General features: G+C 62.5%; 12 protein-coding genes. 6 read left to right on the plus strand and 6 right to left on the minus strand.

The annotated features are described in order from the left end of the window. Nucleotides 1–226 precede the first annotated feature (226 nt). Together C8K38_RS04940 and C8K38_RS04945 are read left to right on the plus strand one after the other, a co-directional pair. On the plus strand, nt 227–1,852 hold the full coding sequence (locus C8K38_RS04940; RefSeq protein ID WP_143548397.1) for a HEPN domain-containing protein: 1,626 nt from the start codon (nt 227–229) through the stop codon (nt 1,850–1,852). A gap of 229 nt (nt 1,853–2,081) precedes the next feature. After that, on the plus strand, nt 2,082–2,693 hold the full coding sequence (locus C8K38_RS04945) for a GntR family transcriptional regulator (protein ID WP_097210835.1): 612 nt from the start codon (nt 2,082–2,084) through the stop codon (nt 2,691–2,693). Nucleotides 2,694–2,796: 103 nt separating this feature from the next. Here C8K38_RS04945 and C8K38_RS04950 read toward each other — a convergent pair whose 3' ends face one another. Continuing rightward, nucleotides 2,797–3,513 (minus strand): hypothetical protein, encoded by a 717-nt coding sequence (locus C8K38_RS04950; protein WP_108168798.1) that lies wholly within the window; start codon nt 3,511–3,513, stop codon nt 2,797–2,799. Here C8K38_RS04950 and C8K38_RS27510 point away from each other — a divergent pair. Next, nucleotides 3,464–3,661 carry a metallopeptidase family protein gene (locus tag C8K38_RS27510; RefSeq protein WP_257017193.1) on the plus strand — a complete coding sequence of 66 codons (198 nt, stop codon included), beginning with the start codon at nt 3,464–3,466 and terminating at the stop codon, nt 3,659–3,661. The two genes, C8K38_RS04950 and C8K38_RS27510, sit on opposite strands and share 50 nt — an antisense overlap. A gap of 222 nt (nt 3,662–3,883) precedes the next feature. Here C8K38_RS27510 and C8K38_RS04960 read toward each other — a convergent pair whose 3' ends face one another. Further along, nucleotides 3,884–5,485: a serine/threonine-protein kinase gene (locus tag C8K38_RS04960; protein ID WP_097210837.1), complete on the minus strand. Its 1,602-nt coding sequence runs from the start codon at nt 5,483–5,485 to the stop codon at nt 3,884–3,886. A gap of 367 nt (nt 5,486–5,852) precedes the next feature. Between C8K38_RS04960 and C8K38_RS04965 the strand changes: the two genes are divergently transcribed. Then, complete coding sequence (locus C8K38_RS04965) at nt 5,853–6,623, plus strand: hypothetical protein (RefSeq protein WP_097210838.1); 771 nt, start codon at nt 5,853–5,855, stop codon at nt 6,621–6,623. A gap of 299 nt (nt 6,624–6,922) precedes the next feature. Next, nucleotides 6,923–7,165 (plus strand): hypothetical protein, encoded by a 243-nt coding sequence (locus tag C8K38_RS04975; RefSeq protein ID WP_097210840.1) that lies wholly within the window; start codon nt 6,923–6,925, stop codon nt 7,163–7,165. A gap of 595 nt (nt 7,166–7,760) precedes the next feature. Here C8K38_RS04975 and C8K38_RS04985 read toward each other — a convergent pair. Both C8K38_RS04985 and C8K38_RS04990 read right to left on the minus strand, forming a co-directional pair. Beyond that, complete coding sequence (locus C8K38_RS04985) at nt 7,761–8,111, minus strand: hypothetical protein (protein WP_143548398.1); 351 nt, start codon at nt 8,109–8,111, stop codon at nt 7,761–7,763. Between the two features lie 61 nt (nt 8,112–8,172). Then, nucleotides 8,173–8,706 carry a hypothetical protein gene (locus C8K38_RS04990; RefSeq protein ID WP_097210843.1) on the minus strand — a complete coding sequence of 178 codons (534 nt, stop codon included), beginning with the start codon at nt 8,704–8,706 and terminating at the stop codon, nt 8,173–8,175. Nucleotides 8,707–9,213: 507 nt separating this feature from the next. On the opposite strand from C8K38_RS04990, the gene C8K38_RS04995 reads away from it, so the two are divergent. After that, entirely contained in the window at nt 9,214–11,484 is a 2,271-nt protein-coding gene (locus C8K38_RS04995; RefSeq protein ID WP_143548399.1) for a hypothetical protein, read from the plus strand. A 71-nt stretch (nt 11,485–11,555) separates the two neighbouring features. Here the strand turns inward: C8K38_RS04995 and C8K38_RS05000 are convergent, their stop codons facing one another. Continuing rightward, nucleotides 11,556–12,578, minus strand: coding sequence for a DUF6615 family protein (locus tag C8K38_RS05000; protein ID WP_097210845.1), 1,023 nt, complete (start codon nt 12,576–12,578; stop codon nt 11,556–11,558). A 524-nt stretch (nt 12,579–13,102) separates the two neighbouring features. Then, complete coding sequence (locus C8K38_RS05010; RefSeq protein WP_097210847.1) at nt 13,103–14,053, minus strand: SMI1/KNR4 family protein; 951 nt, start codon at nt 14,051–14,053, stop codon at nt 13,103–13,105. Nucleotides 14,054–14,506: the final 453 nt, after the last annotated feature.

Consider the following 14,506-nt stretch of genomic DNA (forward strand, 5'->3'; position numbering starts at 1 on the left):
GAACCCGTGCGCCGCGAACTCGCGGGCAGCGTGCTCGACTGCCCGTCGTGCCTGGGCCGTATCGTCCTCACGCAACACCTGAGCCATCGACGCTGCCGTGGTGGCCGACGCCGCCCGGCGGGGACTGCCTCGCAAGGCCGCAGTGATAGGCATGACTCTTGAACGCTTTTGCTATACCCGGGGGTGACACCGCGGCAGTACACGATGCACGATGCACAATGCACACGTGGTCGAATCCTCAAGGCAAGCCCTGGTCCTCGCGTATGGAACTGCAGCGCTGTGTCACCTGCTGAATGCTTCGGTGTCTACTGTCGAAGCGCGGTTCGCCGAGTTAGAGGTACCTTTGTCGGCGGAGGCTGAGACCGCCCTGGCTTCCTTGCAGGAGTTGGAAAACGCACTCCCGCCCGGCGTCACCAATGAGGACATCGCCCCCGATCTCGCCCGGTTCAAGATTCTGTCGATGTACGTCGAAGGTGCCGAAACGACCTGTGCCGACATGATAAGGCTGAGCGCCGGCGCACCTAGACAGAGTTTTGACGGCGACGACGACCTGGAACGGACACTTGTCGAGCTCGCCTGGCACGTGTATCCGCTGCTCCTGATAGTCGATGCGCGCCCTGGCCGGCACCACGGGCTTCTGGTCAATTGGACAAGCCCTGTTCGGCACCGGTTCGAGGCTGAGCTCTACAACGACCCAGATCTACGGCAGTTGTTCTCCGAGGAGGAGCGGCATGGCGATCACATCGGGTACGCCTACAGCAGCGCCGGGGCAGGCGGCACGATGCAAACGTGCGGGTTTGCAGACCGTATCCTCAGTTCCGCCTGGAAGCTTGCACACTTTCGCAGCTCTGCCCCCGTCCCAGACGACTTTCTAAGTGCGGCGCGCGAACTTCTGCGGACCCTGCGGTCCGCGATTCGCGGAGAACATGCGACGGTGCCAGTGCGGGTTGGCCTTGCGGGAGTTCTGCCTCCGGAAGGTATGAACACTGTCGACTGGAAATGGGGCCGGATCCGGCCGGTCGACGACCGGGACATGCGATTCTCGCGGCGGACACCGTTTGGTGGCGAGAACGACAATCTTCATTACACCGACGCTGATGGCAACAACGTTCAGATTCGGTACAGCGGCGATATCGTCGTCGAGGTTGACCTCCCATATCGAGTCCAGGGCGCTAAGACACCTGATGAGGTGAACCGGACAGCGAATCCCTTCTCGGACTGGACATCCATCGAAGAGACGATGGACAACATTCGCCTCGCCCTGCTGCTGACAGGTCAAGCGCAGAACACCACCGTGGTAGCCACCTGGAACACCCTCGTAGACCCGTTGTTCCATCCGGACAATATGGGTTGGCAAGACCCTCGGCTCGGTGCGGGTCTGCTCCCAACCCAACTTGATCACCAGCAGATTGATGAGTGGGGAGTATGGGCAGCACGCATCGCGGACACGCGAACCCAAGAAGTTGGAGTTGCCGTCCGCCGTCTGCTCCGCGCCGTCGCGGAGCGACAGCAAGACGAGGACTCCCTTGTCGACGCAATTATCGTCTGGGAGAACTTATTCGGTGCAGCGCAAGAAACCACGCTACGAGTCACCACCGCGATCGCCTGGCTGCTCGGTGCATCTCCGGATGAGCGAATTGAGCTTCAAAAGAAGTACAAGAAGATCTACGCCCAGCGAAGTCAGATCGTCCACGGGAGCGACAAGATCAAAAACAACCTCACCGCTCAGTACGCCAAGGACGCAATCCAGATCTCTATCGACCTACTACGCGTCATCTTTCGCGACCGGCCCGACTTACTGTCAATCAGGGACGCATCAGACCGCAGCATTGCAGTCGTTCTGCAGAAGTAGGCGACAGCCCGGTAGACGTTGTTGGGGGCGGTCCGCGTAGTGAGAGGACTTCGACCATGGCGGCGCACGGTGCGTGCGCCGTTGGCGGCCCGGCCAGTGCCTGACCATCGAGAACTGCTGTCGCATTTCGGTTCCGGGCGATACGTCGGGTGATCGGCGCCAGCGCCGAATCCGGCACACCAGCTCCTCGGAACGGAGTCGGAGAACAAGGACTGGGTACGGTGCGGAGATGTCGATGCTGCCGAAGTACGCCGCGATGCGCAAGTACCTGCTCGACGAGATCCGCTCCGGCCGGTATCGAACCGGAGATCAACTCCCAACCCTCGACGCCCTCAACATGAAGTTCGGCGCGGTCGGCGACGCGACGGGCACCCGGGCCTACTCAGAGCTCGTCAGGGTCGGGATGGCTGAACACCGCTACGGCGTTGGGCACTTCCTCCTCTCCACCACGCCACTCGAGGTCGAACTGGAACGTCACCGAATCCCGGCCCTGGTCCGCCTCGATTCGATCGAATCCGCACTCAGATCGGCCTTTGCTGCAACGCAGGCTCTCCGCGAAGACACCCGAACCGTGATGCACGCCGTGGAGTTCCAGGACAAACGGACCGGCGAACGGTTTGGCGCAAGCCTGCACCCCTCACGTGCCGCGGCAGAGCGATTCGCCGTCGAGATCCTCACCAGACTTGGCGAAGACCCCGCTACCGCCGCAAACCTGGCGAGTCACGCCAGGACAACCATCTGCGACGGCAAGAGGTATGGGGTACAGATCTGTAGCCGGACAGTGAGCGGGGCGGCCACCGATACCCGCGGCGAGGACCACGACGGCCACAGTCACGAATAGAGCCGACTGCATGACTCTTGCGCATGGACGCCCACGCAAGTCCGCCGAGCCGTCCAACAATCGACCGTTGCTGAGACAGTCTCCTGAAGGACGCCGCTGGTCTTTATCGTTCGATCGAATCGGTTTTGGTGCTGACAGGTGAGTCGGCCTCATGCGTATGCGTGACGGGCGGCCGCGTCCAGTTGGCCTCTCGTGCGCGTACTGGTCCGTTCCCGAAGGAGTAAGAGATGGCGACCCGAATCTCGACTAGCTGCTCGCCAGCGGTCCGGTCTTTCACCTCGAACTGCACGGTCTCGCCTGCATGGCAGAGGCGCGGCAAGGTCTCAGTTTCAGTTGGTGTCAAGCCCATCTCGTCGTAATACGTGCCGATACCAGATACGACGTGTGAATCGGTGGGATCCGGGTTCTGCACAAAGACGTACGTCAGCTTGAGGCCGTGCACAGTGACTGTGGCGCCCCGGCATGTAAGGAGCAAGTTCTGCCACGAGGTGACTTTCGCGAGCGAGTCATCCACTGCGTCGTCCGGCCGCAACCCCTCCAACTCCAGTCGACTTAACAGTTGCCGCACTTGGCCGAGCGTGGCGCGCATGCCCGGCTCCACATCGAACTGGACATCGACCGATGCTTCCGCCACGGCGACCGACGAGAGACTCGCCTCGGCTGCGATGCGGGACTGCTCGGCAGCAGTTCGTGCGCTGCTTGCCAGCGACCGCGTTAGGTACGCGTAATAACCCGTGATAGCAGTCAGTGCGACTGTCGATACGAGGATGATGAGGGGGTCCCAGTCATTCATCCAGTCGGTAGCGGTAGCAAGGTTCACCCGCCAATCTTGCCTAAATGCATCCCCGTCGGTGCGTGGGGGCCTGAACCGTCTCGGAATCGACCGGTTGGTACGCCGGACCGATGTCCACGAGGTTGGCCACCATTTCGGTATCGACGACGTACGACTGCACGAACTCGGATGGTGAAAGAGCTGACCCGGTCGTGGTTATGCCTTGGAAATGCTGGAAGAAACCGAGAATTCGGACGTCCGCGGCCTCGTGATGGCGCTGGTCTCTAACCAGAACCCTCGCCCCAGAGGCATCGGACTCCGAATGACCGGGTCCAGGATCCCGACCACGTCCTGGATCTTCGCCCAACTCGCACAGACTGATTGAACCAGGCCTCTCACACGATGGCCGCAGGCGTCATCAAGGTGCTGGCGCCCACTGCTGCACCGCGACTGTCACGTCGGCCAAATTGCTGGGGTCGGTGCTGCTCGCAAATTGGAACGCCGGTGTACTGCAGCCGTCGATGTCCATCCAACCTGCATTTCCCGTCAGCTTTGCGGGGCGAGGTCCTGCGATGGTTGCCACAACAGTTGCATGGGGATTGACCGCCCTCCACCGGACGAGGAACCGCTCGAGGCCGCATCCGTTCTGGGTAGCCGGGAACTCAGATTGGCCAGGCCCCGGCGCGAACGTCCATTTGCCTTGGAAGGCGCGAGACGTCTCGGTCCACGACTTCGAGAGCGCCCACTGCGGAAGCGACTGAGGGAACTCAGGCGACGGCGCGAGCCCGACATTGCCAGGGCCCGGCCAGCCTGGACCAGGTAGCTCACTCGTTGTGGCGTCGCCCGCTGCCGCAGCTGCTTGCGGTGCCCGCGCAGCTGCGGCCTGTGTGGCGGACGGGGCGGCCTGAGCCGCGGTGCGCGGACCATCGACCGCGTAGCCGACAACCGCCGTGCCCGCGGCCACAACGACTATTGCTGCTGCGAGAATCCAAAGATTCCGCTTGGTACTCAACCCCCGACGCGGACTCGAAGCTAGCGGTGACGCTGTCGGGTCTGGATCGGGCCCCGGTAGCGAGGCGGTCGCCATCCATGGCTCCAACTGCCGCGTCGGCGCCGGATCGGGCTGTTGAGCGTTGGCGACGACCATTGCGCCAGCGGCGGCGGAAGTCACGCCGGGGTGGGTGATCACGGCGCCTGTGCCGGGCTCCGTGTTGAGGGCATGTTTGGCGGCGACAGCGAGGTCCCCCGCGGTCACGTAGCGGTCATCCGGATCTTTCGCCATGCCGTGCGCGATGACCTCGTCGAACCCTGCGGGCAACCCTGCCCGGATCAGACTGGGCTGTGGTGGACCTACCGTCAGGTGGGCGGCAATCTGTTGCTCGAGGCTGTCCCCTGGATAGGGCTGTGCACCGGTCAAACATTCGTGGAGCACGCAGGCCAGTGCGTATACGTCGGACCGTGCATCAGCCTGCCCTGTCGTGAATCGTTCGGGGGCCATGTAGGCGAGGGTGCCGATCGTGGCCCCAGTGCTGGTCAATCCTTTGTCCCCTGCGGCGCGAGCGATACCGAAGTCGATGAGGTACACGAAATCGCGGGCACTGACCAGCATGTTGGAGGGTTTGACGTCGCGGTGAACCAGTCCGTCGGTGTGTGCGGCGTCCAACGCGGCAGCGACCTGGTCGATGATGGAGACAGCCAAGGCAGGGGGCATCGGCCCGTGCTGTGCCAACAGCGCCTTCACGTCGGAGCCCTCGATCAGGCGCATGTCGAGGTACAGCCGGCCCTCGATCTCTCCGAAGTGGTGAATCGGGACCACATGGGGTTCGCGTAGGCCGGCAGCTACGTGCGCTTCGCGGCGAAACCGTTCCCGGAACCCGGGATCCGCGGCTGAGTGCTCAGGCAACACCTTCAGGGCCACGATCCGGTCGGTGAGGGTGTCGAAGGCCTTGTAGACCTGCCCCATGCCACCCTCGCCGATCAGCTCCTGCAGGCGGTAACGTCCGAACGGGGTCCCGTCCACTGGCTATCTCCCTCACCGCCGGGTTACCGCATTCTCGTCGAGCGCAGCCTAGCCTCACGCGAGTACACCAGACCCGGCATGGACCCGACCGCGCGCAAACCCGCCTGGGCCGCCGCCACAAAAAGTATCTCGATAGACCATCGTCAAACAGGACACGTCAGCGAGCAGAAACAATCTCCCAGCAAAGTGCACCGTCGACAGCCGCGGGCCTGAAATTGCCCACAGTGATGCCCGACTCCAGAGCATTCGCATGGGCTGCGAGCATCGTCGTGACGCTGTCCCACTTCGGGCCGTGGGAGTCGGCCGCGACGCCGGCGTCGTCGAGGAGGTCGGCCGCGCTGTGGTCGGGACCCCATAGGCTCCGGGGATGGATGACGAGACCTCCTGGTTGCCTCCCGAGTTAGCGCCGGTCGCGCTGCGCCTCGCGCGCGCGGACCAGGCTGAGTTCCAGATCGGGGAGCTCGCACTGGAGTGGTCGCGAGGCGCCCTCGACTTCGACCAGGTCGAGAACGACGAGTCGGGAATTGAACTCACGGTGACCGGTATTCGCCCCATTCCACCGCTGTTGTCGATGCTGTTCAGCGAGGCGATCCACCACCTTCGCGCCGCCATCGAGAACACCCTCTTCTATCTCGTCGGAGCATCCCGGAGCGAGGAGCTATCCGAGGCGCAGGCGCGGGCGATCGAGATGCCGATCTACGAGAAGCCCGGCGATCTCGTGAAGTGGCAGAAGAAGAGGGAACAACGAGGTGTCGATGAGCTGGGTGCCGAGTCCACGCTCGGGCGCCGCGTCGCGAGCCTGCAGCCGTACGCCGACCCCGCCGTGGTGTATTCGCTCACCCCGTCTATCGGTGTGCTGATGGGCGGGGCGCCGGAGACCGCCCATCCGATGCTGCTGCTCCAGAAGTACTCGAACGAGGACAAGCACCGCGCAATCCGGATGGCGGCCGTGCGCACCCTCATCCAGAACTGGGGTGAACCGTTCTGGACAAGTGAGCGGAGGATGCGCCCGACTCGAGGTCGGCGACGTCGTGGCGACGACGCCACTCGGGGTGGTGGTTCCCGTAGAGACGAGCTCGGCGGTGCACGTTCAGCGTCCCGAGAGCTCCACGTGGGTTGCCCCGGGTGGCGAGCTTGACCAGATTCACCGCCATGTCGCCGACGTCGTCATCCCGACTCTTGTGACCGGCTTCGCGCTGACGCGATCGTTACCGCCGAAAATCGATCTCACCAACACCGGCCAGGAACCGGTCGAACGAGTCCGATCCGGCCGCTGGGAGCCGGCCCATCAGCGGTTCGCCAAGATCGCGGTCGCCGCGCTCGAGGACGCCACGGACCCACCGCGCATTCCACCGATCCGTCGCCGAAGCAACGTCGCCGAGGCACCCTCCGACGCGGTGGAATGACGGGACGCTCAGGGTCTGCGATGCTGAGCTGGTGAAGGAACTGCGCGTGACGGTCGGCCGATGGGAAGCCCGCGGCCCGTGGTGGCAGGGCCGTCGGCGCATGCCCGGCCTGTTCCTCGAGATCGAGGGCCACGGAGCGACGCAGACATACGGGACCCGCAGCCTCGACACCGCGCGAGAGATGGTCCTCGAATACCTCGAATGCACCGGAAATCCCGCGCCGGCCGACACGACCATCACCTGGATCGACCGCGCCGCCCCAGCCACCGACTAGCCGGGATATCCCTCCAACGGACACCAGTAACCCTCCGACGCCAGGAAGGTCGTACTGAGCTGGCAGGCGAACGTGCCATCAGTTGTTACTGACATAAGATAGGTTATCAGGAATCATTTTCAGGTGCCGCGAACGGCGACTACCACTGACCGGGCTGGCGCCGGATGGCCACTATGGAAGATAATCGAATCTATGTTCGACACCTGGCGGGCTGAGTTCACCCCGTCGCCGCACCGTGTTGTAGATCCACCGGTGCCCGTCATCGTCAACGTTGCACTCGCGATCGGTGAGGTTGCGGGGCGGCCGGCGAACAGCCTCCCACTCCGAGTTCGTGCAGAAGGACTCAGCGTTGACGTCGAGGTGCCTGGTCAGGTGCACGGCTGGGCCAGGACCAGTCGAGGAACCTGGCTGTGCAAGGTCCGGTTCGCGATACCAACAGGCAATGCTCGCGGCTACCTCGAAGTCGATCAGTGGTGTCCGGCGGCCGCGGTCAGACCGTGTCGCTGACCGCCGGTGAAAGAAGCTATCCCTGGGAGAAGATGGGGATGAGCAGTCTGGCCATGGAATGCGATCACAGCCCCACAGCGTTCACGAATCAGAAGGCCCACACCCATACCACCGCCAATACTGCGGCGAGGGCTCCGTACATAAGTAGGAGCCAGCTCACCGCCTGCCTCCTCATCCGGCGCCACTGCTCATGGTCGTCCTCGACCCATAACTTGCGGTAGAACGTATCCGTGAATCTGAACCTCTCCCAACGCCTCCGGGCGAGATTCCAACGCGGGATCTCCTGCTCGTGAACAGCCCACTCTTTGCCCAATAGTTCACGACTTGGCGTCAACACGTTCGCCTCGAACCGCTCGTAGAGCTTCCTCGCGTCGACTGCTTGTCGAGCGGTGCCAATGAAGGCCAGAATCCCGCTGACGAACTGGAACCAGAGTTCCATCATCCCCCCCTGTGAATACCACCGATCATGAATCTATGCCCCGGCGCACAGAGCGCGGCGGCTACAGCTCGGGACCTACATCGCGGCCGGGTGAGTTGAGTTCCGGGCCCGACGTTTCCGGTCCGTCTATGGACTCGGTGGTTCGGGGGACCTTGCCGAGCGGTTTGGGGAACGCTGCGCTGGCGGCGCGGAGCCCGTCGAGGACAGCGGAGTCGACGTTCGATGTACTCGCCGCGGCGGTGTCTGGTGCCTGCCACGTCAGTTGCAGGTCGCTCCCCCCGGTCCGTTCGTGGCGCTCGACGTGGTCAGCACCGCGGTCGACGGCCTTGGTCCGGTACAGGTCGTACCGGGTGACCGAGGGGGATTCCTCGCTGACTTCGCGGGCGTTGACCTCGGTGACGGACTTTCCGTGCAGCGGCTTGCCGTCGTGCTCCCGGAGGTCGGTGAACAGGCCGTCGACGGCGGCGCGAGGTATCCAGCGGCCTCCCATCTGTGCGCCGGGGTTTGCGGGTTCGGCTGCTGCCGCCAGGAATCCTTGACGCCATCGGGAGACGATGCGCTCGGCCGCAACGTCCTGCGGCGCTTCCACGTCCACGATCTGAATGCTGTAGCCGGGATCGTTGCGTCTGATTAGCGCCTACGCGGAATTTCAGTCCCGGCACGGCGAGACGCGTTTCGGTGTGGATGACTGCTCCCGACCTCGGACCTGTTGGACCTCAGTAGCATTCGAGGGAGGTGAGGTAGGTAATGATGTCGATGAGGGTAAAGACGACCGCCAACGGAAGCGGCCCCAGCCCCGTTTGGCGCCAGGGGCAGTAGAACCGCCGAACAGCAGGTTGGCCAGTCCCCAGTACGTCGACTGTGCGGACGCGCCCTCCAGCACCTGCGCAGTCAGGATCGCGATCGAGGTGACCGTCACACCCACGCAGAACCAGTGATTGGGGGCTCGTAGAGACGCTGCTCTCCCGTCCCAGCCGAGTCTCTTCGGGATGCGAACCAACAGTGACACGGGGTGGGGATAGGAGGAGGATCGCATTGTAAAGCAAACCAACCAGTCGCTACCCACTTTCCATCCATCTCGTCGACGAAAAGGTGAGGGATCATGGCTGTTGAGGTCCAACTATCGCTGCCGTCGTTCAAACAGGCAATTGCGAATATGGTGCAAGACAGGCTGTATTACGCATGTTTCCCGGCTCAAGCTGGGGTGTTTGTCGATCATGTCGACGTTTCCGGTTTGCCTGAGGTTCTCCCAGGTGATGGCGGGACTATCATCGTTCGCCTGGCGATAGATGTGTATCTTGTCAACGAACAGGAGTTGGAAGCTTTCAAGAATCAGGATCAGTTACCACCTGACGCGGCTGCACCTCGTGGTCGTTTGTCGGTCGACTATCGAATTTCGATCTCGGGAACGGAACTGTCGATCATCCTGGACGACGGTCCCCATTCGGTTCCGCCGAATCCAGTCTTTGACGCACTGCTTAATTCCATGAGGGGGAATCTCCCAGCGATACCGCCGGTTCCCTTCGATGGCATTCTCACCAGCTTGGGCGCACCGTTGCCCACCGTGAGCGGTGTTGAGTTGCTCCCAGAAATTCTCACCATCCGATTCGATCCTAGTGGGCCCGCAGTGCCTCACCTCTTCCCTGGGCAGGAGTGGGGAGTGTACATCGACGGTCCCGGGGTGGAGTCGTTGATTCTATCCAGACTCCCAGGTCGAGGCGTGCCAGGCCTGACTCGCACGCCGAGATGGACCCCAATGGGGAATCTGCCACGGGTAACCGTGAACGTGCGCCTCAAGCCAGATCTTCCTGATGGATTGTCTGCCGAAGGAAATGGTGTTGCCAGCGCGAACCTGACAGTTGTGGCCACTCAGCCCGCCGCTCTTCGGGTGACTATCAACTGGTCCCCGCCGGTGGTGGATCTTGGTCCGGCAGTTCCGGGATTCCTGGACAACGCTGTCGAGAGGATCGTGAGGGAGTTCCTCGACAAGACCTTCGATCCCGGAAGATTTGGCGGGACGAAAATTGATGCCAGATCGTTCTTCATCGATATTGGCTTGCCGACCGTCGCACTCGCGGGCGCGATGTTGGAGTACCGCAGCCTCGTATCGGATCAAAGCGGCATGACGCTTGGCGGACGTGTCCGCCAAATGCATGTCGAGTCGGGGACTCTCCGGATTGACGTGACGCCTTTTGGCCGCCCCACTGTGCATGGCACGTGTCGGCACGACGGCGAGCCACCGAAAAGGTTGGACGTGACACAGGTCCGATGCCTGGCGGGAGTGTCCATCAGCTCCTACGGGGCATTCTGCGGTGTAACGCTGCTAACGGCAGGACCGGCGGATAGGTACCTTGATTCGCCGGCGAATGGAGACAGATCAGAAACGATCACGGGGGTGTCCTTCGACCTCCCCGGGCTCGTTGCGATAGGTGTTACGGATGATGTGGAATTCATCATACGCACCTCACGAGGAGTCAGGTATATCAACCTCGGGCACCCTGTGATCGAATTTGACGAGAAGGGCAACGTCATCTTCACCCCGCAATGGGTCTGGGATTGTCTAACTCTGACACCGGAGGACCAAAGTGCCATCGACTTTGCAAAGGGCAAGGGCGGGAGCGCCGACTCACTCAAGAAGCCTCCGTTCGAGGATCCTAATTGGGCGAGCATGCTCGCGGGCGGTAGGGGTTTCGGGGTCCAACTCATTTCGCTGAATAGGCTCCAACCGGGAGAGTTGCTGCGTTACCGCTCGATCAGTCATGACATCTCAGTTTCAGCTGACTCCAACGGTAATGCGGTAGTCCCGATCTTCTATTCCTTCACCGAGGATTCTCGGTCAATGAGACTCGAACGCATCAACCGCCAGAGCCTTGACGGCAGGTTCAATACCAGGGCGCGATCTTTCGTCCGTCATGCGCGACTCGACGAAGGAACCGAGAACAACATTGAAGAAGGTATCGATGGCGGGGTAACTCTCACGAGAGTATTCGGTCGTGAAGTGAGGCGCGAAGAATTCACCTCCGACGGAATCCGTATTATCGTAGATGTCTCATCGGATGATGAGAACTTGTCGGTCGGGGGGGAGGAGGTCGCGTTGAACCCGCAGCCGCTTCCGCCGAAGGAGATGGCGGATATCGCTTCGAGGCTGCCCGGCGTCCTGGAAGTCATACCGATTCCCGGATTCGAAGACGAACCGTTGGCGGTCGCTCGAATGGCCGACGACTCTGCTGTCCTACTGGAACTGGACTCATCCGGCGATGGTCGCGTAGCCGGGTCCTTCTCAGGCCCCATAGGGAAAGTCGCAACGGCAGGGAGTTGGGGATTGGCCACGGCTGCAAACCGCGCCTTCGTGTTCAAGGTTGGCCGCGACTGAGCTGACCGGGGACGTAGCCGCTGGGGCGATCGAGCCGAGGGTCCGCGGGGAGCGCCAGTGGCATTCGGCCACTACAAAACTTCAAAGATGGCGGTTCCGTCGACGTTGGGTCTCGTCAGATGGCGGTACTCGGTGTCGAGTGCCCATTGAGGTGTATCGAGTCTCACCTGCTCGAAGTACTCAGGTAGGGCGGAAGCGCGGTCTCTGACCCGCTGGCGAGGGACCTCTTGAGAAATCTGGCGGAGTAGGTCACGGACGCTCTCGCTGTGCGGCTTCGAAGGATCAGAATCGGTTGGCCGGCTCCGCATCGTGCGTGCGAATTCAGTGCGGATCAGCAGCCCCGTGTGAACCCCGTCCAGCCAGTACTCCAGCATCCCGGTCCTGTCGGGACCAGGCTCGGCGGTCTCGTGGATCGCCCATACCGGAAGGAAGTCTTCTGCCTCCCAGAAGAGTTCAGACCAGGGAAAACAATCGTCCACGTAGGAGTCGACGTGCAGGCGACAAGCGCCTGCCGTCGACAAGATACGGCTCACGTCGTAAGAGGAAACCGCTGCGCAACCCCAACACCGATCTATGTGGTCGTGCGGTCGCTTCATCGCTGCGTATCGCTTTGGAAAGTCGATGGTCGGGTTGAACCGGTGCTCGTCCCACCCGTTGTAGAACACATGGAATGGGAATGTGGGTCGGCCGGCGCTGGTCTCGCTCTCGCAGTCCGTGATCAGGTTCTCGTGTTGATACTCGACTAGGCCGTCTTCGTTCGTATGCGGGTGCTCGAGGTACTTGTATGCCATGCCGTGAACTCGTTTGGCTTGGATTCGCAGGCAGATCCAACCGATGTCGTTCGAGCCAATCCACCAGGCCCAGTCTGCGCCGTTCTTGCGTTCGTCATGCGAAGTGAACTTCCGGACCTGAACTCCCTGGATGCTGCGCTGAATCTCGAACAAGTTCGATTCGGTGATCGACTCCTCGCGGAACTTGAGCTGGGCCGCGTCCCCCTGTTCGATGCGCTCCCACGTCCAGGAAGCGACGCGGTCCAGGATCTCCTGGGCGCCGTACGCCCGTCTGTGGGGCTCAGCACAAGCTGTTTCGTACATCTCGTCACTATCACATGGGCCGTGGCTGTCACGGACACGGCAGCAGGCAACCACTGGCGAGCTTGACCAGATTCACCGCCATGTCGCCGACGTCGTCATCCCGACTCTTGTGACCGGCTTCGCGCTGACACGCTCGTTACCGCCGAAAATCGATCTCACCAACACCGGCGAGGAACCGGTCGAACGAATCCGATCCGGCCGCTGGGAGCCGGCCCATCAGCGGTTCGCCAAGATCGCAGGCGCCGCGATCGAGGACGACACGGACCCGCCGCGCATTCCACCGATCCGTCGCCGAAACGACGTCGCCGAGGCACCCTCCGGCGGACACCAGTAACCCTCCGATGCCAGGCAAGTCGTACGGAGCTGGCAGGCGAACGTTCCGTCAGGTGTTACCCGACACAAGGTGGGTTATCGAAATCCGTTTTCAACTGTTGTTCGGGCTCGACGGGTCAACGCTCTGGCGCCAGCCCGGCTCGGGGAGCGAGCCGGCTTCAACCGAGTCCCAAAACGGCTCGTGCGAAAGATCAGCCGCCGAGAGCGAACGTGAACCCTTCCGGGGGAGCCTCATGGACGATGACCTCGTTCCCGACGCCGGTAACGATCGTCAGATAGACCTTAGTTTCGCCGTCGACGGAGACGAAAGCGTTAACCGTCAGTCCCCGCAGACGCGGAACTCGTTGGAACACCGTCTGACCGCCCTCCACGACCGAACCGGGGTGCAGCGCCCGGGCAGTGTCGAGAACCGTCTGTCGCACGACCTCGAGATCGACGAGGTCGTCATCGGGGCCGACCTGCGACGGCAAGAAACCGGTGACCTCGAACGGTAGACGCAACACCTTCGGGTCAGGCCGCGGTTCCGCGATCGGCATGTCCGAGGTGTCGATCTCCCAGATCAAGGCGCCATTCTCGATGGTCGGTATCAGGAACGGGTGTCCGGTACCGGACTCCACAATCCGGCACAAGGAGTCGATGTAGTCGGCCAGCGACGCGAACGATGGCACACCCTCATCGGCTCCTTCCCACCCGAAGGTCCGCACGCACCCGTGCTGCTCACCGGGTCGGGTGTCGACGCACAGGTAGTCGCCGCCACCGTCCTTGGCGAACGGAACGTACGCGTCGAGGAACATCTCCGCGACTGACCCGGCTGGCTGTTCGCGCGCGTTGTCGGCCCAGTCGGGACCGAGATCCTCCGTGTCGTGGAGCGATTCCCGACAGTACTTATGCTCGGCGACGACCTCGTCGAGTGAGAGCAGCGACAGATCAGGAAGCACGGTCCCCGTGGCGAAGTCGTCAGACGCACCTTGACCGTCGTGCAGGGAGAAGAACTCGCGAAGCTCCCCGGTCCACGGCGTCGTTGCGCGCTCCGCCTCCAGTCGATCTGCCGCTGACCGCGGCGGCCGAACCGCAGCCGCCGTGACCGGCGCGCGCTCCCGGAGCACCGTCATGTACGCCAGCCACGCCTCGGTGAGGGTCATCGCCCGAATCTAATCGACCCTCGACTAGATGTACCCGGCCATCACGTAGCAGTCGGCTGTTCGGGGCGTGGTCTCCGAGAGCGGTGTGGTTTAGGCCGTGGGCACGGCAATGAGAACGCCCTGCCACTCCCGTAGTAATACGGCAGGGCGGGGCGTCCGAGAAGGTGTCAGCTAGCGCTCGTGCTGTCTGCTCACGTCTCGGCGTGGCGGCCGAGGGGGTAAGGAACTTCTCAGGTGAACGTGTCCGCGAACTTGCCACGCGCTACGGCCCCCGCGGGGTCCTGCGCCGCGTCGGACCTGCTTGACGCGCGCGTCCTTCGGAAGTCATCGAAATGCCATCGCATCCTGGTGGGTTCCACGTCGACAATCCGACCATTCGACATCTCGGTGAGGATCGTTTTCGCCCGAATGGAGCCAGCGATCGTTGTCGGTCGGTCGCCGGGCTGCCTGAAA

Origin of the sequence: Rhodococcus sp. OK611 (assembly GCF_003050885.1) — a bacterium.
Lineage (GTDB): Bacteria > Actinomycetota > Actinomycetes > Mycobacteriales > Mycobacteriaceae > Rhodococcus_G > Rhodococcus_G oryzae.